Source organism: Bradyrhizobium sp. BR14999 (assembly GCF_056106085.1).
Map to the genome: position 1 here is coordinate 5,445,035 of NZ_CM148536.1, position 24,955 is coordinate 5,469,989.

The 24,955-nt window shown below is 64.4% G+C and carries 21 protein-coding genes and 1 tRNA gene; 5 read left to right on the forward strand and 17 right to left on the reverse strand.

The genetic code is table 11. The annotated features are described in order from the left end of the window. The first annotated feature begins 7 nt into the window (after positions 1–7). From ACR9YP_RS25405 to ACR9YP_RS25420, 4 genes are read left to right on the forward strand one after another with little or no spacing between them, the layout of a single operon-like run. Positions 8–184, forward strand: a complete 177-nt coding sequence (locus tag ACR9YP_RS25405; protein ID WP_027542758.1) for a hypothetical protein — start codon at positions 8–10, stop codon at positions 182–184. Continuing rightward, positions 181–744: a cupredoxin domain-containing protein gene (locus ACR9YP_RS25410; RefSeq protein ID WP_438108414.1), complete on the forward strand. Its 564-nt coding sequence runs from the start codon at positions 181–183 to the stop codon at positions 742–744. Before ACR9YP_RS25405 ends, ACR9YP_RS25410 begins: the two co-directional genes overlap by 4 nt. Next, positions 731–2,353: a b(o/a)3-type cytochrome-c oxidase subunit 1 gene (locus ACR9YP_RS25415; RefSeq protein ID WP_474217428.1), complete on the forward strand. Its 1,623-nt coding sequence runs from the start codon at positions 731–733 to the stop codon at positions 2,351–2,353. The genes ACR9YP_RS25410 and ACR9YP_RS25415 overlap by 14 nt, the downstream gene beginning before the upstream one ends. Then, positions 2,353–3,168 (forward strand): c-type cytochrome, encoded by an 816-nt coding sequence (locus ACR9YP_RS25420; protein ID WP_438108418.1) that lies wholly within the window; start codon positions 2,353–2,355, stop codon positions 3,166–3,168. The genes ACR9YP_RS25415 and ACR9YP_RS25420 overlap by 1 nt, the downstream gene beginning before the upstream one ends. A gap of 171 nt (positions 3,169–3,339) precedes the next feature. Here the strand turns inward: ACR9YP_RS25420 and ACR9YP_RS25425 are convergent, their stop codons facing one another. Together ACR9YP_RS25425 and lipA are read right to left on the reverse strand one after the other, a co-directional pair. Next, positions 3,340–3,810, reverse strand: a complete 471-nt coding sequence (locus ACR9YP_RS25425) for a type II toxin-antitoxin system RatA family toxin (RefSeq protein ID WP_128941665.1) — start codon at positions 3,808–3,810, stop codon at positions 3,340–3,342. Between the two features lie 6 nt (positions 3,811–3,816). After that, positions 3,817–4,773: a lipoyl synthase gene (gene lipA / locus ACR9YP_RS25430; RefSeq protein WP_438108420.1), complete on the reverse strand. Its 957-nt coding sequence runs from the start codon at positions 4,771–4,773 to the stop codon at positions 3,817–3,819. A gap of 130 nt (positions 4,774–4,903) precedes the next feature. Between lipA and ACR9YP_RS25435 the strand changes: the two genes are divergently transcribed. Next, positions 4,904–5,506: a DNA-3-methyladenine glycosylase gene (locus tag ACR9YP_RS25435; RefSeq protein WP_128933922.1), complete on the forward strand. Its 603-nt coding sequence runs from the start codon at positions 4,904–4,906 to the stop codon at positions 5,504–5,506. A 2-nt stretch (positions 5,507–5,508) separates the two neighbouring features. On the opposite strand, the gene ACR9YP_RS25440 is transcribed toward ACR9YP_RS25435, so the two are convergent. The 15 genes from ACR9YP_RS25440 to ACR9YP_RS25510 all read right to left on the reverse strand — a co-directional run bounded on the left by ACR9YP_RS25440 (position 5,509) and on the right by ACR9YP_RS25510 (position 24,556). Continuing rightward, the gene (locus ACR9YP_RS25440; protein WP_438108421.1) at positions 5,509–8,385 is read right to left on the reverse strand and encodes a valine--tRNA ligase; all 2,877 of its coding nucleotides are present in this window, start codon (positions 8,383–8,385) and stop codon (positions 5,509–5,511) included. 126 nt (positions 8,386–8,511) lie between these two features. Beyond that, a complete protein-coding gene (locus ACR9YP_RS25445; protein WP_438108423.1) occupies positions 8,512–9,273 on the reverse strand; it encodes a PopZ family protein in 762 nt (253 codons plus the stop codon). Between the two features lie 302 nt (positions 9,274–9,575). Next, a complete protein-coding gene (locus ACR9YP_RS25450) occupies positions 9,576–10,961 on the reverse strand; it encodes a TolC family outer membrane protein (protein ID WP_438108425.1) in 1,386 nt (461 codons plus the stop codon). Positions 10,962–11,165: 204 nt separating this feature from the next. After that, complete coding sequence (locus ACR9YP_RS25455; RefSeq protein ID WP_474217429.1) at positions 11,166–11,828, reverse strand: protein-L-isoaspartate O-methyltransferase family protein; 663 nt, start codon at positions 11,826–11,828, stop codon at positions 11,166–11,168. A gap of 143 nt (positions 11,829–11,971) precedes the next feature. Then, entirely contained in the window at positions 11,972–12,151 is a 180-nt protein-coding gene (locus ACR9YP_RS25460) for a hypothetical protein (RefSeq protein ID WP_128933926.1), read from the reverse strand. 212 nt (positions 12,152–12,363) lie between these two features. Then, positions 12,364–12,438 (reverse strand) — tRNA-Asn (locus tag ACR9YP_RS25465). A 130-nt stretch (positions 12,439–12,568) separates the two neighbouring features. After that, complete coding sequence (locus tag ACR9YP_RS25470; RefSeq protein ID WP_474217430.1) at positions 12,569–12,937, reverse strand: hypothetical protein; 369 nt, start codon at positions 12,935–12,937, stop codon at positions 12,569–12,571. A gap of 212 nt (positions 12,938–13,149) precedes the next feature. After that, the gene (locus ACR9YP_RS25475; protein ID WP_438108429.1) at positions 13,150–14,853 is read right to left on the reverse strand and encodes a flotillin family protein; all 1,704 of its coding nucleotides are present in this window, start codon (positions 14,851–14,853) and stop codon (positions 13,150–13,152) included. 22 nt (positions 14,854–14,875) lie between these two features. Beyond that, positions 14,876–15,535: an OB-fold-containig protein gene (locus ACR9YP_RS25480; RefSeq protein WP_438108431.1), complete on the reverse strand. Its 660-nt coding sequence runs from the start codon at positions 15,533–15,535 to the stop codon at positions 14,876–14,878. A gap of 10 nt (positions 15,536–15,545) precedes the next feature. Next, complete coding sequence (locus ACR9YP_RS25485) at positions 15,546–16,709, reverse strand: PspA/IM30 family protein (protein WP_438108433.1); 1,164 nt, start codon at positions 16,707–16,709, stop codon at positions 15,546–15,548. A gap of 1,190 nt (positions 16,710–17,899) precedes the next feature. After that, positions 17,900–18,283, reverse strand: coding sequence for a RidA family protein (locus tag ACR9YP_RS25490; protein WP_438108435.1), 384 nt, complete (start codon positions 18,281–18,283; stop codon positions 17,900–17,902). 13 nt (positions 18,284–18,296) lie between these two features. Continuing rightward, on the reverse strand, positions 18,297–20,627 hold the full coding sequence (locus tag ACR9YP_RS25495) for an acetamidase/formamidase family protein (RefSeq protein WP_474221116.1): 2,331 nt from the start codon (positions 20,625–20,627) through the stop codon (positions 18,297–18,299). Between the two features lie 134 nt (positions 20,628–20,761). Then, positions 20,762–22,003: an acetamidase/formamidase family protein gene (locus tag ACR9YP_RS25500; RefSeq protein WP_438108439.1), complete on the reverse strand. Its 1,242-nt coding sequence runs from the start codon at positions 22,001–22,003 to the stop codon at positions 20,762–20,764. A gap of 49 nt (positions 22,004–22,052) precedes the next feature. Beyond that, a complete protein-coding gene (locus tag ACR9YP_RS25505) occupies positions 22,053–23,675 on the reverse strand; it encodes an amino acid ABC transporter permease/ATP-binding protein (RefSeq protein ID WP_474217431.1) in 1,623 nt (540 codons plus the stop codon). Further along, entirely contained in the window at positions 23,675–24,556 is an 882-nt protein-coding gene (locus tag ACR9YP_RS25510) for an ABC transporter substrate-binding protein (RefSeq protein ID WP_370987358.1), read from the reverse strand. The genes ACR9YP_RS25505 and ACR9YP_RS25510 overlap by 1 nt, the downstream gene beginning before the upstream one ends. Positions 24,557–24,955: the final 399 nt, after the last annotated feature.

The window sequence follows — 24,955 nt, forward strand, 5'->3', positions numbered from 1 at the left end:
GGCCGCCATGATCAATTCCGATCCGCCGACCAGCCCAGCCGCCGCCGATCAGGCCGTCGAGGAGGTCGTTGCGCAAGGGCCGTCCGGGGCGATCGTGCTCGCTGGCATCGCGACAGCCTGCGTGGTCGCGATGTGGCTTGCCTTCTACCTGTTCGTGTTCCTGCCGCGCGGATCACTGCAATGAGCGCGGAGGAAGCCCATTCAAGCGCCGAGGTCGCGGCTCGCGTCGAGCGGCGGTGGGCCACCGTTGCCGTGATCATCATCGTGGCCATGGCCCTGCTGGCGGCCTTCGCCGGCATCCATCGTGCGACCATGCCGCAGCCGCGCGTCGAGATCACCGATCCGTCGCGGCTGCATTTGTCGGGCGAGTTCGTCGAAAGCAATCTCGGCAGCGTGCTGGAGGCCAATGGCAATGTGACCGTGCGCGCGATCGGCCAGCAATATTCCTTCACGCCCGCCTGCATCGTGGTGCCGGCCGACACGCCGATCACGCTGCGTGCCACCAGTGCCGACGTCGTCCACGGCATCCTGATCCAGGGCACCAACGTCAACACCATGCTGGTGCCCGGCTACATTTCCGAGCAGTTCATGCGCTTCACGAAGACCGGCGACTATCCGATGCCCTGCCAGGAGTTTTGCAGCTTCGGCCACGAGGGCATGTGGGGCAAGGTCAAGGTGATCGACAAGACCGAATTCGCCGATCGTGCGAAGGGCGGCGGGAGGCTGAGCTGTGTTGGTCAATAGGAAGCTCATCCTCGCCCATTTCTGGCTGGCCTTCGCAGTGTTCGGCATAGCCCTCACGCTCGGCGCCTGGCAGATGTTCATCCGCAGCCCGATCGGCACCTGGCTGTCCAATCCCGAGCTCTATTACCGCTCGCTGACCGCGCACGGCACGGTGATGGGCTACGTCTTCCCGACCCTGGTCGCGATGGCGTTCGGCTATGCGATCAGCGAGTCCGCGCTGGAGCAGCGCCTGGTCGGCCTGCGCTGGGCCTGGGCCGGATTCTGGCTGATCGTCGCCGGCAGCATCATGGCGGTGATACCGGTCGCGCTAGGACGCGCCTCGGTGCTCTACACCTTCTATCCGCCGCTGATCGGCAACCTCTTCTACTATCTCGGCGTCGTGCTGGTCGTGGTCGGCTCATGGATCTGGGTCGCGCTGATGTCGATCAATCTGCGCGTCTGGCGAAAGGCCCATCCCGGCGCGCCGGTGCCGCTCGCCATGTTCGCCAATGTCGCAGGCTCCTACTTGTGGGCCTGGACCGCTGTCGGCGCCGCGCTCGAGCTGCTGCTCCAGATCATTCCCGTCGCGGCGGGACTGAAGGCCACGATCGACGCGGGGCTTGCCCGCGTGTTCTTCTCCTGGACGCTGCACGCCATCGTCTATTTCTGGCTGATGCCGACCTACATCGCGTATTACACCATCGTACCGCGCGCGATCGGCGGCCGCGTCTATTCCGACACCATGGCGCGGATCTCCTTCATCCTGTTCCTCGTGGTCGCGATGCCGATCGGCATGCACCACACCTTTGCCGATCCGCAGGTCGGTGCCGGCTTCAAGTTCATCCATTCGGCGTTCACCGCGATGGTGGCACTGCCGACGCTGCTGACCGTGTTCACGATCTGCGCGTCGGTCGAGATCGCCGCACGCCTGCGCGGCGGGCGCGGCATGTTCGGCTGGATCAGGGCTCTGCCCTGGGACAATCCGATGATGCTGGCGCTTGCCTTCTCCTTCGTGATGCTTGGCTTCGGCGGCGCCGGCGGGCTCATCAACATGAGCTATCAGCTCGATACGTCCATCCACAACACGCAGTGGATCACCGGCCATTTCCACCTGATCTTCGGCGGCGCCATCGTGATCATGTATTTTGCGATCGCCTGTGATCTGTGGCCGCATCTGACCGGCCGTGAGCTGACCGATCTCCGCCTGATCCGCACCCAGCTCTGGCTGTGGTTCATCGGCATGATCGTCACCACCTTCCCCTGGCACTGGGTCGGCATCCTGGGCATGCCGCGCCGTATGGCCTATTTCGACTTCGTCGATCCCGCGATCGCGCCGCAGGCGCTTTCGGTCACGTTCTCGGTGATCGGCGGATTCATCCTGCTGGCCTCGGGAATCATGTTCATCGTCATCCTGGCGCGCGGCATGCGTACGCCTCAGGCCGACGCCGGTCCCTACCGGTTTGCGCTGGCCGTGCACCAGCCGGCGACCGTGCCGGTCGCACTCAACACCTATGCACTATGGGTGGCGCTGATGATCGGCCTCACTCTCACCAATTATGGCTATCCAATCCTGACGCTGGCACTGACCGAGGGCACATCGGTGCCGGCCGTCTATGTGGGAGCGCAGTGATGAGCACGCGCGACCTCTTCACCTTCCGTAACAGGCATTTCACGCTTGGAGTCGGCATCACCGCCGCGATCCTGGTCGTGACGGCGCTTGCCGGCTTCATCGTGCTGCCCTTCGCGCAGCCCTGGGTTCAGTTCGCCAATGTCTGGGATGCCATCTGCAGCGCCGCCGGCGTGCCGCAGCGCGCGCTGAGCGTGACGGCGCCCGAGCTCAGCAAGCGCCTGTCGGAGGTCGTGCTGACCTCGTCCACGCTGTCACGCTCGAGCCAGGAAGCGATCGGCCGCGGTGCGACGCTGGCGCAGCGCTGCGCCATCTGCCACGGCCCAACCGGCATCAGCCGCGCGGACTCGCCCAACCTCGCCGGCCAGTATGCGGCCGTGATCTACAAGGAGCTGCACGATTTCCGCTCCGGCGCACGCAGCAATGCCGTGATGTCGCCGTTTGCCGTCAACCTGACCGACCAGGAGATCGCCGATCTCTCGATCTACTACGCTTACCTGCCGCGGCTGCCGGCCTACCACCCGACGCCACAGCTTCCAAAACCCAACATCGTCATCTACGGCGCGCCGATGCGCGGCATCGCGCCCTGCGGCTCCTGCCATGGCAGCCTCGACAACAAGACCGGCAGCCCTTGGCTTGAAGGCCAGTCGGAGGCCTATATGAAGGCGCAGCTCCAGGCCTTCGCCTCCGGCGAACGGCGCAACGACATCAGCCAGCAGATGCGCAACATCGCGCGCGCAATGACGCCGCAGGAGATCGAGCAGGCCGCGGCGTACTACGCCTCGCAGCCGCCGGATGTGGTGAAGGCGGTGGATTGAGGGTTTGGCACGTCTGCCTCTCCACTGTCATTGCGAGCGGAGCGAAGCAATCCAGAATCTTTCCGCGGAGGGATTCCTGGATTGCTTCGTCGCATCAGCGCAAAATTGCTACGCAATTTTGTCGCGAGCTCCTCGCAATGACGGCGGAGAGAGCGGTGCCCGCCGGGAAGACTAGGACGATGCCAGCTTCGGCCGGCCGTAGATCGCGTCGGCCCGCTTTTCGAACGCAGTGGAGAAGCGCGCGAATGCTGCGTCAAACATCGAGCCCATCAGCATCGCCAGCATGCGGCTCTTGAATTCGTAGGCGAGGAAGAACCCGACGTCGCAGACGCGCTCGCCTTTGGGCTCGAACGTCCAACGGTTTTCGAGATTGCTGAACGGACCTTGCAGATATTCGACGAGAATCTTCAAATTGGCGCGGTCGAGCGTCACCCGGCTGGTGAAGGATTCCTTGACCAGCTTGAACGACACCGTCATGTCCGCGACCAGCACCTCGGTGCCGTCAGGCTTCGCCATGCGCTGACGCACCTTCAGCGCGCTGCACAGCGGCACGAATTCCGGGTAGCGCTCGACGTCGGCGACCAGATGAAACATCTCGGATGCGCTGTGATTGACACGGTGCTTGCTCGAAAATTTGGGCATAGCGGTTCAGCGAGCGTTAGCTGCCCGCGCGGCCTTCAGTCTCGCAAAATCCTCGCCGGCGTGATGCGACGAGCGGGTCAGCGGGCTCGCCGATACCATCAGAAAGCCCTTGGTATAGGCGACCTTCTCGTAGGAGGCGAACTCGTCGGGCGGCACGAAGCGTATCACGGCGTGATGCTTGCGGGTGGGTTGGAGATACTGGCCGATGGTGAGGAAATCGACCTCGGCCGAGCGCAGATCGTCCATCACCTGGAGCACCTCGTGGCGCTCCTCGCCGAGACCGACCATGATGCCGGACTTGGTGAAGATGGTGGGATCGAGCTCCCTGACCCGCTGCAGCAGCCGGATCGAGTGGAAATAGCGCGCGCCGGGCCGGACCGTGAGATAGCGCGACGGCACGGTCTCGAGATTGTGGTTGAACACGTCCGGCTTCGCCGCGACGACGACCTCGAGTGCCCCCTCCTTGCGCAGGAAGTCGGGTGTCAGGATCTCGATCGTGGTCGAAGGACACGCGGCCCGGATCGCACGGATGGTCTGGGCAAAATGCTCGGCGCCGCCGTCGGCGAGGTCATCGCGGTCGACCGAAGTAATGACGACGTGTGCCAGCCCCAGCTTGGCGGTTGCTTCCGCGACGTGCTGCGGCTCGGACGCATCGAGCGCGTTGGGCAGGCCGGTCTTGACGTTGCAGAAGGCGCAGGCACGGGTGCAGGTGTCACCCATGATCATGAAGGTCGCGTGCTTCTTGTCCCAGCACTCGCCGATGTTCGGGCAGCCCGCCTCCTCGCACACCGTGTGCAGGCCGTTGGCCCGTACGATGTTGCGGGTGTCGGCATAGCCGCGGGTATTGGGCGCGCGCACGCGGATCCAGTCCGGCTTCGGCGGCGAAGCGGAATCGGGCCGGTTCACCTTTTCGGGGTGGCGCGGGCGCAGCGGGTTCGAGATGGTATCGACAATAACGACCATGGGGTGTCCGGTCTGTTCTGGTCCTACCTAGTCGGTCTGGCCAAGCATCGCAACCTGGCTCGCCCCGCCTCAGAGAACATGGCAGATATGGGCAATATCCTGCTCTGTTCTCAGGCGATTCTCACCTCGAATGGCTCCAAGATCGAATGCCTTTCCATTGCGGCTTGGCAAGCCGCTGAAGCGGACCTTTTTCGGCCGCAGCGTCCACGAGGTCGCGCCCGACCTGATCGGTGCCACCATGCTGGTCGACGGCGTCGGCGGGATCATCGTCGAGGTCGAGGCCTATCATCATACCGACCCGGCCGCGCATTCCTATCGCGGGCCGACGCAGCGGAACCAGGTGATGTTCGGTCCGCCCGGCTATGCCTATGTCTACCGTTCCTACGGCATCCACTGGTGCGTGAACTTCGTCTGCGAGGAGGAAGGCTCGGCCAGCGCCGTGCTGATCCGCGCGCTGGAGCCGACCCATGGCTTGGCTGCGATGCGGCGCCGCCGCCATCTTCAGGACATGCACGCGCTGTGCTCGGGCCCGGGCAAACTGACCGAGGCGCTCGGCATCACCATCGCGCACAACGCCGTGCCCCTCGACCGGCCACCGATCGCACTGCATGCGCGGACGGAGGATGTCGAGGTCGCTGCCGGCATCCGGATCGGTATCACCAAGGCGGTGGAGCTGCCCTGGCGCTACGGCATCAAGGGCTCGAAGTTTCTGAGCAAGCCATTTCCGAAATAGGGCTACGATGCCTGCTTCAGCCGCTCCAGCGCCTCGAGCAGCTTGGCCTTGCGCGCCAGTGCCGCCTCGCGCTTTTCGCGCTCCTCCTCGACGACCTCCTCGGCCGCGTTGGCGACGAACTTCTCGTTCGCCAGCTTGGACTCGGCGCGCTTGATGTCGGCGTCGGCCTTGCCGATCTCCTTGTCGAGGCGCGTGCGCTCGGCGGCGACGTCGATCACACCCTTCAGCGGCAACGCAGCCACCTCGCCGCGCACCAGCAGTTGAACCGCACCGTCAGGTGCGCGGTCGGCGAAGGAGATATCCGACAGCCGCGCCATGCGCTTGATGACATCAGTCCAGCGCGGCGCGCGCTCCCTGGTCTCGGCGGATGCGCCCGCAAGCACCAGCGCCGTCAACGTTGCCGGCGGGATGTTCATCTCGGCGCGGACCGAGCGGATTTGCGTGACGAGGTCGATCACCCAGCCGATCTCGGCCTCGGCCGCGGGATCGGTGAAGTCGGCATGGTCGAACATGGGCAGCACCCAAGCCGGCGAGACGAGCGGATCGGTCGGCCCTGCCGTCGCCGCAAGCATCGCAAGCTGCTCCGGCGTCGGCTGCGCCGGCTTCAGTGGCCACGGCGCCAATGCGAGCAATCCGTCGCGCTTCGCCGTCACCTCCCACAGCTCTTCGGTGATGAAGGGCATGAAGGGGTGCAGCAGCTTGAGGATCTCGTCGCGCGCCCAGGCGACCATGGCGCGGGTCTCGTCCTTGGCGGGACTGTCCGGACCGAGCAGCACGGGCTTTGCGAGCTCGACATACCAGTCGCAATAGACGTTCCAGACGAAGCGGTAGATGCTGCCTGCGGCGTCATTGAAGCGATAGGCTTCGATCGCCTCGGTCACCTCGCGCGTGGTGTGCGCGCTCTCATGCGCGATCCAGCGGTTCAGTGTCTCCTTCGCCTTCGCCGGTTCGAAACCGTCGGGCACGGCGCAATGGTTCATCTCCGCGAAGCGACAGGCGTTCCAGAGCTTTGTCGCGAAATTGCGGTAGCCCTCGACGCGGCTGGTGGCGAGCTTGATGTCGCGCCCCTGCGCCGCCATCGCGGCCAGCGTGAAGCGCAGCGCGTCGGCACCGTATTCGTCGATCAGATTCAGGGGATCGATGACGTTGCCCTTCGACTTCGACATCTTGGCGCCCTTCTCGTCGCGGACGAGGGCGTGGATGTAGATGGTCGAGAACGGCACCTCCTTCATGAAGTGAAGGCCCATCATCATCATGCGAGCGACCCAGAAGAAGATGATGTCGAAGCCGGTCACCAGCGCATTGGTCGGATAGTAACGCTGCACCTCGGGCGCATCTTCGGGCCAGCCGAGCGTCGAGAACGGCCACAGCGCCGAAGAGAACCAGGTGTCGAGCACGTCCTCGTCGCGGGTGATGAAGCCTTCGCGCTTGTTGCGGTCGAGCGCCATCTCGCGCCCCTGCTCCGGCGTGATGACTTCCTGCTCGACGTAATAGCCGAGCGCGTGGCTGATCGCCTCCTCCTCGGACTCGGCGACGAACACCTTACCATCCGGACCGTACCAGGCCGGGATCTGGTGGCCCCACCAGAGCTGACGCGAGATGCACCAGGGCTGGATGTTCTCCATCCACTCGAAATAGGTCTTTTCCCAATTTTTCGGCACGAAGGACGTTTCGCCCGACCGCACCGCCGCGATCGCCGGCTTGGCCATCGTCTTGGCGTCGACGTACCACTGGTCCGTCAGATACGGCTCGATCACGCTGTTCGAGCGATCGCCATGCGGGACCATGTGGGTGTGCGGCTCGATCCGCTCGACGAAGCCGAACGATTCAAGCCGCTCGACGATACGCTTGCGCGCGACGAAGCGATCGACCTTGTGGAACTCCTCGGCGAACTGCGAGGCGCCTTCGGGCAGGTCGCGCAGATAGTCCTCGTTGTTGAGGAGATCGAGACAACCTTCCCTGTCGAGAACGCTGATCCTGCGCAGGCCGTGGCGATTGCCGACCTCGAAATCGTTGAAGTCGTGCGCCGGCGTCACCTTCACCGCGCCCGAGCCCTTGTCCGGATCGGAATACTCGTCGGCGACGATCTGGATCTTGCGGCCGACCAGCGGCAGGATGACATTTTTGCCGATCAGATTCTGATAGCGCTCGTCATCGGGATGCACGGCAACGCCGGTATCGCCGAGCATGGTCTCGGGGCGCGTGGTGGCGACGACGATGAAGCTCGAGGGATCCTCGGGGCTGAAAATCTTGCCCTCGATCGGGTAGCGCAGATACCAGAGGCTGCCCTTGACCTCGGTCTGCTGCACTTCGAGATCGGAGATCGCGGTCAGCAGCTTGGTGTCCCAGTTCACCAGCCGCTTGTCCTTGTAGATCAGCCCGTCGCGGTGCAGCTCGACGAACACCTTGACGACGGCCTTCGACAAGCCCTCGTCCATGGTGAAGCGCTCACGCGACCAGTCGCAGGAGGCGCCGAGGCGCTTGAGCTGGTTGATGATGGTGTCGCCGCTCTCGGCCTTCCACTGCCAAACCCGCTCCAGAAATTTCTCGCGGCCCATCTCGCGGCGGCTGGGCTGCTGGCGCTCCATCAGCTGGCGCTCGACCACCATCTGCGTCGCGATGCCGGCGTGGTCGGTGCCGGGCTGCCACAGCACGTCGCGGCCGCGCATGCGCTCGAAACGGCACAGGATGTCCTGAAGCGTATTGTTGAGGGCGTGGCCCATGTGCAGCGAGCCCGTCACGTTCGGCGGCGGGATCACGATGGTAAACGGCACCGCGTCGCGGCGGTCAGGGCGGCCGGCCTTGAAGGCGAGGCTGTCCTCCCACACCACGGACATGCGGGTTTCGATATCGGCGGGCTGGTAATTTTTCTCGATCATGGGGCTGCTAGAAAGCCGCGCGCGCGGTTCAAGTCAACGGGAAGCTCAACGGCGAGCGTTTTCGGCCCGGACCGCATGCCGAATATGACGCAGGAGCAGGGCTTTATCGGGGCCGCATGGCCCGTCTCAGCGGCCGCCGCGCGAGACCCGCTCGATTTCGGCCTTCACAATGCGTTCAACCAGGCCCGGCAGGTTGTCATCGAGCCAGGACTTCAGCATCGGACGCAGCATCTCCTTGACCAGATCCTCCAGCGTCCGCGCATTGCTGCTCAGAACCGTGTGGGCCAGCGAGTTGAAGGCGGATTCGACCGCGGAGACCGTGGATTGCGCGAGGATTGGCTGCTGCGGCGGCAGCGGCGGTGCATCGAAGTCCACCGGTGCGTAAGACGGCGGCGGCGCGGTGCGCGGCGGCGGCGATTCGGCGAATTCGAGATCGTCGCGCGGCTCGACCTTGTGGAAGCTGGGTGGCGGCGGAGGCGGTGTCGGGTCCATCGCCATCTCGTCGGTCAATTCGAGCACGTCGGGCTCCGGCTCGGGCTCGGGAGCGCGGACCTCCGGCGCAGGCGTGGCCGCGTCGAGCCCGGCCAGCAGCGCGTCGATGTCGTCCTGGCTGTTGGATGCGTCCGCCGCAGGTGCGGGCGGCGGCGGCGCCGGCTTTGCGGCCGGCGGCGGTGCGGGCTTTTCGGCGGCGGGTTTGGGCGGAGCGACCTTGGATGGCGGAATGTCGTTCATCGCCTGCGGCTTTGGCGGCGCGGCGGGCGCCGCAGCCTTCTCGGGTTTGGCGGCCTCTGTCGGCGGCGGCTTGGCCTCATCGTCGGCAATGATGCGCCGGATCGAGGCCAGAATCTCCTCCATCGAGGGTTCTGTGACCTTTGCAGGCTGCGTCATCTCCGACTCCACATCATCAACGCCCTCGCATGCGTTGTTTTACACCAAGCACGACAGGATTGGCCGGTTCCGGAACGACGGCCCGACATTTTCGTCGCGGCAGCCCGACTTGTCCCCAGATCACGGCTCAACGTGCGGCGGTGCGCCCCTGCCCGCGGCACTCAAGCTTTACGTACACGGCATCGATACGGGCGAATCGACCCGCATCTTCTTGGCAAGGCTATGTCAGGGATTTTGATGATTGCAAGCAAAGCGCCGGTCGGCCTCGGCTATTGGCGAGGCCGACCGGACACTTACGGAAATCAGCGTCCGTCGGGCGTGCGCACGCCGGCCCAGCTGTCGCGGACCTGATGGTAGTGGACGCTGGGATCATAGACAGTGGTCGCAAGACCGAGCACCTGCGGCGACAGGCGGCCAACGGCCGCGAGGACGTTATAGGACGCAACCACGCGATCGTGCTGCGCGGTCACCAGCGCAACGCGCGCATTGACCAGGGCCTGTTGCGCGTTGAGGACGTCGAGGGTGGTGCGCTGACCGGCCTTGGCTTCCTCGCGCACGCCGTTCAGCGCGATCTCGGACGCGGCGACCTGCGCCTGTGCGGACTGCACCTGCGCCTTGCCGGCCTGCAACGAACCCCACCACTGCACGACGGTCGCGCGAGTCTGGTCGCGCGTGGTTTCGAGGTTGAGACGCTGCTGCGCCAAGTTTTCCTTGGATTGGCGGATCAGCGAATATTCACCACCGCCCTGATAAATCGGCACCGAGACCTGCGCGATCGCGGATGCGTTGAACGAGCGCAACTGAATCAAGGACTGTTCGTTGGACTGCGTGGCCGATGCCTGGATCGTAATCGTCGGCAGCAACGCACCTTCGGCGACTTTGACCTGCAAGAAATTGACGTCGATGCCGTACATTGCGGCCGTGACGTTGGGATGCTCGACCAGGCTGAGCTCGACGGCCGAAGCGAGCGTTGACGGCAGGAACCGGTCGACCGGCGAGCCCGGAGCGAGGTTCGTCGGCTCGTTGCCGATGATGCGGCGGAAGTTCGCCCGGGTCGTGGTGAGATTCGCTTCGGCGGTGAGCGCCTGCGTCTTGCCGGCAGCCAGTTGCGCTTCCGATTGCGCAACGTCGGTGCGCGTCACTTCGCCGACGTTGAAACGATCACGGGTCTGCTTCAGCGTCTGCTCGAGCACGCGCACGTTGCTGCGCTGGACTTCGAGCGTCGCGGCGTCGCGCAGATAGTCCATGTAGGTCGTTGCACCCTGGAGCAACACGCTCTGATCGAGGCTGCGCAGCGCTTCGCGGGCACCGGACACCTGACTCTCCGCCGCCCGCGTTCTGTTGGCGGTCTGGTTGCCATTGTAGAGCGTCTGCGAAGCGGTTATTCCAGCGCTGCGAGGTACGGTGGTTCCATGGATTGAGTTACTCCCCACGCCACTCTGCAAATCCTGATATTGATAGCCACCGTTCGCCGTCAGCGAGACCTTGGGGCGATAGCCAGACAAGGCTTGAGGCACATTCTCGTCGGTCGAGCGCACCTGGGCGCGCTGTGCGTTGAGTTGCGGATTGTTCTGATAGGCGCGCACCAGCGCGGACTCGATCGTATCCGCTAAGGCAGGCATCGGCCCGGCTAGCGACAGCAGCAGGACCGAAACCGCAGCTCCGGTGAAGAGCTTCACCCCATGCATCCCTGAAATTCCGTTCATTCTAACGCCCGACTCGTGCCCGCGAGCTGGGTTACCGTCTACCGAGTGGAGTCGTTGCCCCGCCGCAACATAGGACGGGGATTGTCGCGACGGAACCACCTCAAGGTAGTTCAAGGTGGAAACTCTTCACGTGCAGCATCCCGGCCACACTTCTGATTCAGAACGGGATTTTTAGGCCTTGGGACCTCAGAAGACGAACGCTGCGGCCCGTTCCAGCCCGGGAAGGACCGGGGCGGCGGCATCAAACAGCGCCCGATAGCCGAATTCACCGTGGCTATGGGTCACGATCACGGCCCGCGGCGGCTTGGATTCGGCCGACACTCCCACCAGGCGCCCGCCTTCCTTCAGCTGCCCGAGCAACGCCTCCGGCGTTGCCTCGGCAGCGCCGTTGAGGACGATCACGTCATAAGGAGCGGTGGAGGGATCACCCTCGCTGCAGGAAGCGACCTTGCAGGTGACATTGGCGAGCCCAAGAGCGGTGAAGGCGTCCTTGGCCTTGGCGGCCAGAGCCGAATCACATTCGGTCGCGGTGACCTGGCGCGCGAGCTTGGCGGCCAGCGCGGCGAGATAGCCCGTGGCGCAGCCAACGACCAGCACATTGTCGCCTTCGCCGATTTCGGCAGCCTGCAGCAGCTTGCCGGTCAGCTGCGGCTTGATCAGGAACCGCTTGGCGCCGCCCTCGCTCACATCGAGATCGAGGTCGAGATAAGCCAAGGCCTGCCGGCTGGCCGGCACGAAGGCCTCACGTGGAACCGTGAGCATGGCATCGAGAATACGACGGTCGGTGACGTCATTGGTGCGCACCTGGCCATCGACCATTTTTTGGCGCGCGGTCGAGAAACCGGACATTTGCGGACCCTGAAATGCGGACGATGCCGCGGAGATGAGTTGGCGGCATCTTTGGAACATGCCCGGCCAAAACGCAACATGGCCGTTGGCTGCGACGAGCCCTGTGGCTTGCGCAGCTCATCGCATCAGGGCTGCGGAACGGCTCATTCGATCGCCACCGCGAGGCGGCCGATCAGAGCGGCGACCTCGTCCAGCCGCGCCGAGTCGGGCGCCTCGACCGCACGCGCAAGGCAAGCGAGGCATTCATCGTCGCTGAGCTCGGGAACGTCGGCCGGCAGAATCGAGGGGGCCATATGAGTACGGTCGACCTGGATGTCTGGCATGGGAATCAGCTCCGTAAGGATCCGGCACTGGCCAGGCTCGATTTGAATTGAGTCGATTTGGCGCCGTCCTCATGGCGCGACGGCGCTGCCGGACACGTCTGCTTGAACCGATTCCGCGGGGTTCGGCACCTGACGGTGCTCGCAGATCGCGCGAACGAGATCGCGCGCCACATCAGGATGCAGCTTCAATGCATTGAAATATAAGTGAAAGTTGGCTCCCCGGGCTGGATTCGAACCAGCGACCATCCGATTAACAGTCGGATGCTCTACCGCTGAGCTACCGAGGAAAAGGCGAACCAGTCGTTCGCGCGCGGCTGCGTATAACAAAGCCGGTTGCGCTTGCAAAGACGAATTCGTCATCTTCCGCAAGGAGCCTGAGGGAGGCCAGGAGCGGCCCCTCCCCCGGCCAAGTCAGGCTTACTCGGCGAGGAACGAGGTGGTCTTGGTGCCGGAGTTGTAGCGCAGCCGCAGCGCGGTGATCCTGCAGAGGTTGACGTTCTTCCACAGCACCGCCTCGTCATAGTTCTGCCAGTCGACGCGAATGTTCCAGACACATCCCTCGTCGTCCTCATCGAACTCGACATAGGTGCTCGCCTGGTTCTGCAAGACCCTATCGAGCTCGTTGTCCCATTCGTCCAGGCCGTCGTCAGGCGCGTTGAAGCCGAGGAATTTGATGGCGTAGCCGGTCTCGTTGACGACGGTGACGTTGCGGGCATCAGCCGCGAGCGACGGCGCGGCGGCGATCGCAAGCGCGATCGCGACCAGTGCAGACAGAAAATACTTCATTGAAAATCTCCCGATCGAAACAGGCTTCGGCGCCTGGCGTCGATCGGCGCAGGCGCCGCGGCAACAAATGACATTGCCTCGAAAGATCCGTCCGGAGCGCAATCGACGGGTTCAAGACACCCATCGACCAGCACTCCGGAAGATGTGCGCGACGCGAGACGCGCACGGCCTGTTCTTATCGTTTCGAATTCTCCGCAGCAATGAACGGGCATTCATAGATCGGCAGAGTTTGTTTTCTCCGGTGCGGGCGCAACCGCCGGCACCGCAGCGCCGTTGCCCTTCCCCGTCACGGCGCCGACCAGCGCCTTCACGGGATCTTCGCCCGGCGCAAAGCCGCTCTGACGCAAGATCTCGTCGATCATCGGACGCAGCGCATGCACCTTGAGCAGTTCGCCGGCGAGCCCTTCGCCGAATCCGACATTGCCGCCGGCGCCGTTACCATTGCTGCCGAAGGCGCCGCCGGTATGCAGGATGCGAACGTCCTTGAGATTGGCGATCGGCTTCACCATCTCGGCGAGCGCTTCCGGCATGGTCTCGATCCGTTTCTTGGCGATCTCGAAATCGATGACGTTGCTGCCGAGCTTGTTCTGCGCCTCGTTCTTCATGGTGATGACGGCGGCCTCGGCCTCACCGATGTTGCGGACGCCGACCGCCTTGATCTTGTTGGACTCGGCTTCGGCGGTGGCCAGCGTCGTGATGGCCTCGGCTCGGTCGAGCGCCGCCTTCTTGTCTGCCTCGGCCGCGACGATCACCTCAGTCGATTTGCGCTCGGCCTCGGTACGCGCGGCAAGCACCTGGGTCAGACGGGCGCGATCGGCAACCTCAACGGCGCGCGCGGTCACGACCTTTTCCTCGGCGGAGACGGCGAGCGCTTCGGCCGTCTTGGCTTCGGCGACGGCCTCCGAGGTCTGCTTGCTCTTGGCGGCGATCTGGATCTCGTTCTCCTGGGTCGCGATCTGGATTTCGCGCTGCGCGTCGGTCCTGCGCTTGTTGATCGCTAGATCCGACTCGATCACCGCGGTTTCCTTGACCTGCTTGGCGCCGGCCTCCTTTTCCGCGACGGCCCTGTCGGTGTCGATGCGGGCGTTCTCCTCAGTCAGGCGCGCGGTCTGTGTCGCAGTCGCGACCTCGGCGCGGGTGCTCGCGGTCTTGTTGGCGATGTCACGCTCCTGCGAGAGTTCGGCCTCCTTCTTGGTGCGTTCGATGGTCAGGGTCTGCTGTCGTGCTTCGAGATCCTTCTGCGCGATCGCCACCTCGTTGTCGCGGACGATGGCATTGCGGTCACGGCGGCGGGTCTCGGTAATGGTCTTGAGTTGGGTCAGGCCTTCGGCGTCGAAGAAGTTTTCCGGATTGAAGAACTTGACGTCGGTCTGGTCCAGCTTCGTCAGCGACACCGATTCCAGCTCGAGGCCGTTCGATTTCACATCGGACTCGACCGTGGACTGCACGTGCTTGACGAAGTCCGAGCGCTTCTCCTGGAGCTCCAGGATGGTCATGGTCGCAGCCACCGAGCGCAGGCCGTCGACGAATTTCGCCTCGACCTGGTTGCGCAGCGCCTCGGCATCGTTGGTCAGCGCGCCCAGCGTCTGGCTTGCAAGCGCGATACTCTCCTCGTCGGGACGGACGCGGACGTAGAACTCGGCGACGATATCGACGCGCAGGCGGTCCTTGGTGATGAGGGATTCCCGCTCCTTGCGCTCGACGGTGAGCCGCAGCGTCTTCAGATTGACGCTAGCATAGGAGTGGAAGATCGGCAGGATCATGGCGCCGCCGTCGAGCACGACCTTCTTGCCGCCGAGGCCGGTGCGCACGAAGGCCTCGTCGCGGGTGGCGCGCTTGTAGAGAATGGTGAAGACGATCCCCAGGACGACGATCAGCGCGACGCCAATCATGGCCGGGACTGCGATGTCGAACATGACTTTCTCCGATAATGACGTGCTAGCTGCTTAGAGTGGGCTTGGAGGGTTTGAGTTCATCGTCGGCCTTGACCGCCACGAAGCGGGTGCCATCGCGGTCGACCAGCAGAACCATGGTTCCCTGCGGCAGAGGCGATGATGAAGGTGCTGCGACGGCCCAGACGAAGTGGCGATTGCCGTGGACGTCGGCGACGCTGACGCGGCCCGGCGGCCCCTGGTCGAGCGGACCGACGACGACCTCACCGACCCGGCCGACGAGATCGCCGAGGCCGACGGCGTAGCTCTCGTCCTTGGGAATGACCCGCGCGATCGCACGGCTTGCGCCGCGGACCAGCGGAACCGATACGGCGACCGCCCCGATCGAGGCGACCGTCGCCGGCAACGGACCGGCCACCATCCGCGCGACGTCCTGGATCAGGAAGCCCATGATGGAGAAGGCGCCGAGCAACAGTAGCAGGAAGATCAGTAACGGCACGCCACCGACATTGATCCATGAGATCGCGTTGATCACGCCATTGTCGCTGGGGTGGCCGAAATCGATGTTGGTGCCGAGCATTTCGCTGAGCGAAGCCCCGACCAGCATCGAGACCACCTCGATCGAGCCGACGATGACGATCATGGCCGCCGCGATCGCGAACGGCCTGACCTCCGGCGACATGACGTGTTCGAGCAGAGCGCTCATGACACGGCACTCAGGAGCGCGACTTCAACCGGGCCAGCCTCGCTGCAATTTCCTTGTCGCGATGCAACGTGCTGAGCTCGTCGATGTCGCTCGAATAAGGGATGCCCGGCGGCACGCCGGTGACCCGTGCCACCGCCCTGCCCGCGCGCAGCGCCTTCGCGGCTGCAGAACCGCCGCCCGGCTTGCGGGGTGATGTCGACGCCTGCTGGCTTGCGACGGCCTCGCTCTTTTCGAGATCGGCGCGGCGCTGCTCGGCATCCTGGAGCGCCGACAGCACGGCGCGCAGGGACGTCACGCATTGCTCGATCTTCTCGTTGTTCTCGTCGATGGCGCGCGAGAGCACCTCGAATTGCGCCTCCAGATCCATCTGCCGCGCGATGCCGGCGCGCGCGAGATCGTCGCGCCCGTCCGTGATCGCCCCTTCGATTTTGGGAGCGAGCTCGGCCATCTCGCGCTCGATCTCGGTGCGGCGCGCGTTGAGGCGGTATTCCTCGGCGCGCGCGGCCGCGAGCGCATCGCGCGCCTCGCTCTCGGCGCGCTCGATCTCGCGGATGGCTTGGCCAACCACTTTGAGCTTGTTCTTGCCTTCCGCCTGCTCGATCGCGTCATAGGCAATCCCCGCGATCAGACGCCCGACCCGGGACAGGAAATTGTCGGGGGCGGCAGCGATGGTATCCATAGCGTTCTCCTCCTCTGGCAGAATGTTCGGCGTGACGCCGTAGTGAACTTCGAGACCGTCGTCGGTGCGGATCAGGTGCGCCGGCACGCTCTGCCCCCAGCCCTCGGCATAGCCGGCATAGTCGAAGGGCACGCTGAAGCGGCCGTGCACGGTTGCAATCGAAATGGTGGCGGGGCCCTTGATCTTGGCGAGCTTGTCGTCGAGCGGCAGCCGGCGGCCCTGCGACGCGCGATAGTCGGCACGGTCGCGCAGGCCCAGCGTCACCAGGCGTGAGGGCAGCGCGGTCTGCTTGCGGATCGGCTCATAGGCATGGGCATGGAGCAGGACCACGTTGGAACCGATGTTATGGCTCCGCGCGACCTCGTCGAGAATCTCCATCATGCGGTCATAAGCCCTAAACGTCGCCTCCAGCGCGGCCTTGGCAGCCGGATCAGGGGCAAGCCTGTAACGCAGCGCAGATGGAGCGTTTCGGGGCGACGGGCTCATGGAAAGCACTAAAGCACCATTTTGGTGCTTTAGGAAGGGGAGTCTCGATCACGGTCCGCTGATCCCTAGGCACTCTATCGAGTTAGTCGCCGTGGTCTGGGCCCGCGTTCAAGCCGGGCGATTACCTCTAGATCACAGCCGATCAAGACTTCCTGCACGCGTGGGTTGCAATTTGAGACGAAATGCGGGGAGCGTTCGGCATCCCGTAACCGACCCCGCCACTCACGTGTCCCGGACAAGCCGCAACGCCAAAGGCGTTGCGGCGCAGAGCCGGGATCCAGCAGGCCATGGTAATCGCTGTCGCAGGGGCCCCGGCTCAGCAGCGCACCGCTCCCGGACGATGCTTCGCATCGCGTTGAGAGCGCTGCGTCCGGGCCGCGAGACGGAGATTGAAGCGCAGTGAGCCTCCCCGTCGTCATTGCGAGGAGCTCTTGCGACGAAGCAATCCAGAGTCATTCCGCGGAGGGATTCTGGATTGCTTCGCTTTCGCTCGCAATGACGGAGTTGGACGCAACACCTCTCTCTACCAACGCAAATCTCTGTCGCAGACACACCTACGCCTCCTCGCGGCTCTTCTCGCCCGAGTCATGCTCCATCTCGACACCCTCTTTTGTCAGAGGGCGCAGGGAAGACCGGGTGCCGGCTGGGCACCCGCGGTCCACTGTGCGAAAGCGTGTGCTGCAAGAATCTGCACAGCGGCATACAGGTGGAGCCGGAAACAACCCGGCCTTCCCTGCGCAGTGGTTTGACGGCTTATGCCGAGTTCTCCCCGGGGAGCGATGCACTATTGCCCCCGTCGCCTTGCGGATGGCTGATGCGTGCGCCCGGTCGGACGAAACGCATCACCGCAAGACTTGACGCACAGGCCCCGGGCGTCAGAACGACACGGTTTTGCCGTACGCTGGTCGCACCTGTCGTTTGCGCGTGACGATCGCTCACGGTTTCCCGCCCTGCGATTGCCTCATCGCGCCGGTGCTGCCAGCGTCCACCACGGCCCATCCCGCGTTTCGTGACGATCGCGATACGCCCCTCTGACTGGGGATGAGGTGGTGCGACAATGCGATAAATCAGAAATTCTGTAAAGGCGAATATTTTCAAGCGCGGTGATTGACCCGTCGGTTGTGTGTTTTGCCCGACGGACAACGCAACGGCTTGTAGCCCGGATTTCGCTGCCGCTCCATCCTGGCTACAGCAACATCTCACGGCCGCCGGCACACCAGGTCGATCTCGATCAGCGCGCCATAAGCAAGGCCAGTGACGCCGACGCAGGTGCGGGCCGGCAGGCGATCCGGTGCAAAGTAGCTGCGATACGTCTCGTTCATCGCCGCGTAGTCCTCCTTGAACCGCGTGAGATACACGCGCGTCATCACGACATGATCGAGGCCGAGACCAAGTCCGGCCAAAACCACCTTCAAATTCTCTATCACCGCGCGGGTCTGCGCGACGATGCCCTCGGGCAGGACGCCGGGCGCTTGCGGTGTATCCGGCATCTGGCCGGTTACGAAGACAAAGCCGTCGGTCTCCACCGCGTGGCTGAAGGGCGCGACCGGCTTCGGTCCGCCGCTGATCATGTGGAATTTCACTTGGGTGTCCTTGTCAAGGTGCGTCCTGAAACAGGCGCTTGCTGAGGATGGCGTGCACGCCCCAATTGCCGTCGACCACCTGCGTGACGCCGAAATCGACGGCGGCCGACATCAGCGCGATCGCCTCGTCCTCGCTGAGACCTTTGGTGTTCATCAGGAAGCGCCGCATCTTGCGGAACGCGTCCTTCATGGCGAGATCGAGCGAGGATTTTGCGTAGACCTCGCTTTGGCCCTGCGTGCCGAACTCGGCGAGGTAATTCGGGTGGCTGAAGCCGGTCAGCACCCAGTCGGTCTCGGTCTCGATGAGGGGATAAGAGAGATCGGCGAAGGGCCGGCCGGCGAGATCGGCCTTCTTGTGCAGGATCACCTCGAAGGTGCCGGTCATCGAGCATTCGATCGCGGTGCCGCTGAGCTCGCCGTCGCCCTGTGTGGCATGGGGATCGCCGACCGACAACAGTGCTCCGGGCACGGAGACGGGAAGATAGACGGTCGCCCCCTTCCCGAGCCGCCAGTTGTCGAGATTGCCTCCGAAATAGGACGGCGGCACGGAATCGACGAAATCGACCTCGCGCGGCGCCACCGCGATCACGCCGAAATGCGGCCGCAGGGGAATGCGGATGCCGTCGAGCACGGCGTGGCGGCGCTTGATCGTACTGGGCGTGACGGGAACGCCGGGATAGTCGTAGGTGGCGTGCACCACGCCGGAGGGATCGGTCTGCGGCTCCCAGCGGTAGGAATAAAGCGCGCGGGCGTGTGGCTGCACGGGATCGTCGAAGATCTCGTAGATGGTAACGACCTCGCGCGGCTGGGGACCGCCGAGAAACTCGCGATAGTGATAGCCCCACCACGCTGCGACCGAAGAGCCGAACACGCGGCCCGCATAGTTCGGGCTGCGGCTTGCGCGCGGGACGATGTCGAGGATGCGCACCTCCAGCACGTCGCCGGGCTGGGCGTCCTTGACCGCGACCGGCCCAGTGCAGATGTGGACGCCGAATCCCTCGCCCGCGCCGCGGCCGAACACGCTGGCATCCATGGGACCGGCACCGCGGCGATCGACGTTCTTCTTGTCGGCCGTCCAGCCGAACACGCTTTCGGCGCCGGCATCGCCCGCGATCATCATCTCCGGCGCGTCGGAGGCGTGCTGGGTCAGCGTTTCGATGGTGATGGTATCGCCGGAGGCAATCTCGATCTGCGGCGACAGCGAGCGGCTGAAATAACCCCAATGGACGCGGCGGGCCTCGACCGGGAGGTGATGATGCCTCCGCTCCGACGTGGTTCGCTCCTCGCTGCCGGCACAAGTGACGCTGCTGCGGACCTCCACGCTCTGATGCGTGCGGAGCTGTGCCAGCGCCTCCTGTGGCCAGCCGCGCTGGCCGGCGACGCCATGCTGCGAGGTCGCCCGCTCCGCCTCCTGCTGGCGAAACTCGCGCGGCGGCAATCCGAAGCGATGACGGAAGGCGCGGCTGAAATGCGCGGAGTCGCCGAAGCCATAGGCGTAGGCGATCTCCGAGATCGAGCGATGCGCCTCGGCCGGATTGGAGAGATCGGCAAAGGCGCGCTGGAGTCGGCGCTCGCGAACGTAATGGGTAAAATTGTCGCCGACGGTTTCGAACAGCTTTTGCAAATAACGTTCGGAGATGCCCTCGGCCTGCGCGACGCGCGCCGGCACCAGATCGGGATCGTCGAGGCGGCGCTCGATGGTCTGACAGATTCTGTGGAGCAGCGCGGCCTGCGTCGCGCTCGATCCGGCATCGGAGGCCGATGATGCCAGCCGATGCGCGAGCGTCAGGAGAAGATCGACCAGAGACTGCGCGACCGAATTCCATTCGGCGTCGCTCAGGGTGTCGAGGATCCGTGCGGTCGTGTCGAGCAGACGGGAGAATACATCGGCAAAGCCGCCGGGTGGAACGACGCGGGGCCCACCGAGCCGTGGCTTGACCGAGAGTCGCCCGTGCAGCGCCTCCGAGGTCACCGACAGCGCGATGGCGCGCATGTCGCGCTGAAATACGACGCTCCAGTCGCCGGCTCGCGGCAGCAGCACGAGGTGGCCGACGGGAACGATGCGATGACCGCCGGCGCTTTTCAGCACCATACCGTCCTCGACCGGCAACAGCGCGATCGGAAGATCTTCACTCGCTTGCGCGAGAGGCCCGACACTCTGCGCGCCTGCGGCCATGCGGGTCAGTGCAACACCTGCGGTGTGGCGATGGGATGCGGTCGCGTGTCCGTCGAAAATGCCGTGACCGCCCGCTGGTTGCAGGCCGACCGCAGCCAGCACGTCCCGCCATGCTTCGGGGCGGTCGTCTTGCGCGTAGGACTCGCTCGTGAACGGGCGGAAGCTCATCGGATCGACCCAGATTGCAGTCGATCGAAGCAACCTCTGTGCCAGACGCACGCGATCCTCCGTCACAGCGACGGGCCGCAAATGAGGTTTGTCCTTCACGCGTTCATCCGGAATATTGAATGCACTTCAATGCATTAGTCGCACCGGAAGATGTTCTTGCGGATCGTGCCGTGAACGCCCCAATTGGCATCGACCACCTGGGTGACGCCGAAATCGGCGCCGACCGACATCAGCGAGATCGCCTCGTCCTCGCTGAGGCGATGCACGGTCATCAGGAACCGGCGCAGTTTTCTGAATGCGTCGCGCATCGCACGGTCGAGACTGGAGTGATTGGCAATCTCGGTTTGTGCGTCAGTGCCGAGGGCTGCGAGGTAGTTCGGATAGGTGAAGCCGTAGAACGACCAGGCGTGGTCAGTCTCGAGCATGGGATGGTCGAGGCCTTCGAGGCTGGTGCCGCCAAGGTCGACCTTCTTGTGCAGGATGAATTCGAAATCGCCGGTCAGCGAGGTCTCGATCGCGGTGCCGCCGAGCTCGCTGTCGCCTTGCGCGGCATGGGGGTCGCCGACCGAGAAATAGGCGCCGGGGACCGCGACCGGATAGAACATCCGCGCCCCCTTGCCGATGCGCCAGTCGTCGATGTTGCCGCCGGTATAGCTCGGCGGTATCGAGCTGACGAAATCGGCTTCCGACGGTGCGAGGCCCATGGTGCCGAAATGCAGCCGCGCCGGCACCCTCACGCTGGAGAGGATGTTCTCGCGCTTCCTGATCGTGGCGTGGTCCACGCGCACGCCGGGATAGTCGATGGTCGGATGCACGATACCGTCCGGGTCGATCTGCGGCGTCCACACGTAATTGTAGACGGCCTTCGCGTAAGGCTCACCCGAGGTGTCGAGCTCGAAGATGGTGACGACCTCGCGCGGCTTCGGCTCCTCGACCAGATCGTGGTAGTGAAAGCCCCAGTTTGCCGCGACGTTGGAGCCGAAGCAGCGGCCGGCATGGCAGGCGCTGCAGCTCGGCCGCGGTCGGACGTCGAGAATGCGAACCTCCAGAATGTCGCCGGGCTCGGCGCCTTCGATCGCGACGGGACCGGTAAGAAGATGCACGCCGATCCCCTCGCCTGCGCCGCGGATGAAGGGGCCCTCGACGGGGCCGGAGCCGCGGCGCGCCACGGCCTTGTGCTCGCGCGTCCACTGGAACACGCTCTCGGCGCCGGGATCGCCCTGGATCATGCGCTCGTAATCATCATTGGCATGATGGGTCAGCGTTTCGATGGTGGCGCGGTCTCCGGAACGTAGCGTCAGGGCCGGCGCGACGGTCTTGGAGAAATAGCCCCAGTGGACGGTCTTCGGCGAAACCGGCAGCGTGACATGCTTCATGAGGTGGCCTCTTCGGGGAACGCGGTCGTGAACCTTGTGGAGACAGTGCTCATCGCACGGTCTCCGGAGTCTTCTCGGCTTCCATCACGCTGAGGAAACGCGCCGTCAGCGGATTGCGGGGATTGGAGAGCACCTCGTGCGCCGGTCCGTCCTCGATGATCGCCCCGCCGCTCAGGAAAGCGACACGATCGGCGACCTCGTCAGCGAAACGGATCTGGTGCGTCGAGATGATCATGGTGAGGCCGTCGTCGATGGCGAGACGGCGGATCACCTCCAGCACCTCATTGACGAGCTCGGGATCGAGCGCCGAGGTCGGCTCGTCCAGCAGCAGCACGCTCGGATTCGGCGCGAGCGCGCGGGCGATGGCAACGCGCTGCTGCTGGCCGCCGGAGAGATGCCGCGGCAACGCGTCGGCGCGATGCGAGAGCCCAACGCGGTCGAGCAGCTCGGCGGCCCGACGATCGGCATCGATCCGGCTCATCCCGTGGACCCAGCGCAACGGGCCGGCGATGTTCTCCTTTGCCGACAGATGCGCGAACAGATTGAACTGCTGGAACACCATGCCGACGCCGACGCTGGCGCGTTCATTGGCAATCGCCCGCGGCGACAGCGGCTTGCCGTTCTCGCCAAAGCCGAGGCGGCGGCCGCCGACGCGCACGGTGCCGGCGTCCCAGTTTTCGAGATGGTTGATGCAGCGGAGCAGCGTGCTCTTGCCGGAGCCGCTGGGACCGAGCAGCGCGACGACCTCACCCACGCGCACCGTGAGGTCGAGGCTGTCGAGCACCTTCTGCGGGCCGTAGCTCTTGGTGAGATCGTTGGCATCGACCGCGACATTGTTGCGCGCGATCGTCGCGGCGCGGCGGCCGCGTTCCTCGCGCGTCAACGCCAGGGGCGCCGTGTCGGTGAGCGAGGGCTGTGCGGGCTCTCGATCGGTGACGGCCGCAGCGGCAAGCTCGAGCTTGGTGGCGAGATCCACGCGGCGCCAGGGCAGGTAATCGGCGAGCTTGCGCTCGCGGCGCGTCGTACGGTCGAGATCGAGCAGCCATTCGACGAAGAGCTGGATGGCGCTGATGGTTGCGCTCAGCACGAGATACAGAAGACCTGAGGCAAAGAAGATCGAGAAGAAGTCGAAGGTCGAGGACGCGAGCTGGGTCGAGCGCAAGGTCAGCTCCTGGACCGCGACGACGGAGGCGAGCGAGGAATTTTTCAGCGCACTCACTGCCTCGTTGCCGAAGGCCGGGATCATGGTGCGGATGGCCTGCGGCGCGATGACCCGGTGCATCAGCACCGACGGCGTCATGCCGAGCGCCTGCCCCGCCGTCAGCTGCCCGCGGTCGACGCCGAGCACGCCGGCGCGCAGCATCTCCGCGATGAATGGCGCCTCGTTGCAGGCGAGCGCGAGGCCGGCGGCGAGCACGGCCGGAAGCTTGATACCGATATGGGGCAGCGCGTCGTAGGCGAACACCATCTGCAGGATTAGCGGCGTGCCGCGGAAGATCACGGTGTAGGCCCTGGCGATCGCCGCCAGCGGCCAGAAGCGGGAGAGCTGCATGCCGGCGAGGATCAATCCGAGGATCAATCCGCCGCCGAGCCCGAGGGCTGTCACCTCCAGGGTGAGCTCGATGCCCTCGAGCAGATACGGCATGCTCAGATAATGGAGGAACAGCGACATCAGTCAGCCGTCAGGATGTCCGGCTCCTTGAAATTGTTCACGTCGAGCCCCCACTTCTTCAGAAGCTCCATATGCGTGCCGGCCTTCTGCACCTCGATCAGCGCGGCTAGCACCGCGTCACGGAATTTCGGCTTGTCCTTGGGCACGGCGATGCCGACGGAGTACGGGATGGTCACTGCGATCGCCTTCTCCAGCTTGTCCGGATAGGCCTTCACCGCGCTGTCGACGGTGTTGACGTCGTTGACATAGGTGTCGGCGCGGCCGGCGAGGATCGCCTGGATGCAGTTGGCGTTGTTGTCGTAGAGCTGGATGGTCGGCTCCGGCTTGCCGGCCTTCTTGCACTCCGGGATCAGTGCCTGGATCAGGGGCACCTCGACATAGCCGGTGTTTTCGGCGGCGGCGGCGCCGCACATCGACAGGTTGATGCCGTTGATGCCCTTCGGATTGCCCTTGGCGACCAGCACGCCGTCGAACACTTTCGAGTAGGTGATGAAGTCGGCGGCCTTGGCGCGCTCCTTGGTGGCGTAGATGTCGGAGATGACGATGTCCGCTTGCCCCGCGGCGAGCGTGGTGAGGAGCGCTGCGAACACGACCGGCTTGTAAGTCAGCTTGAAGCCGAGGCATTCGCCGATGGCTTCGCCGAGATCGATGTCGAAACCGATATATTTGCTGGGGTCCTTGGGATCGATGGTCTCATAACCCGGCGTGTGCGGGTTGATGGCATTGACGAGTGTCTTGCCCTTCCAGTCCGGGTACTTTTCCTGGAGCGCGGTGCAGGCGGGCGCTGCGGCCTGCGCACTCAGCGGTGCGGCGGCAACCATGCCGAATGCGATCGCTGCGCCAAGCATGAGCTTGCGCCACGGCAATGATGCGCGCGCCATTCCTTGCCGCGCCTGGGGCCAAACCGATTTCTCCATCTCGCCAGTTCCTCCGAAATGTCATGGCGCCTGCCATGGTCCAGTGATCGGGGAGGAAACGTGAGGGAGTGCGCCGAGAAAAGCTTGTCTGCAGGCGTACAAAAAATTGGATGGAGGCGCCCGGCATTTGGGCAAGCGGTTGCACAAAAACTGTTCGCCCGGTCGCCAACCGACGCAGGCGCCAATTCCGAATTCGGGAGAACGCAGCAATCTGCCGACCAGAGAATCATTCGGTAAAGCCGTTTGACAGAGATATGACGGCCCGCCGATGGAAATGTGACGCCAGAGTGGAGCATCTAGGGCCGCCTTCCCCAGCAAATCAACCGGACCTCCACAGTCTGTCCGCAGCATATTCACAAGTTG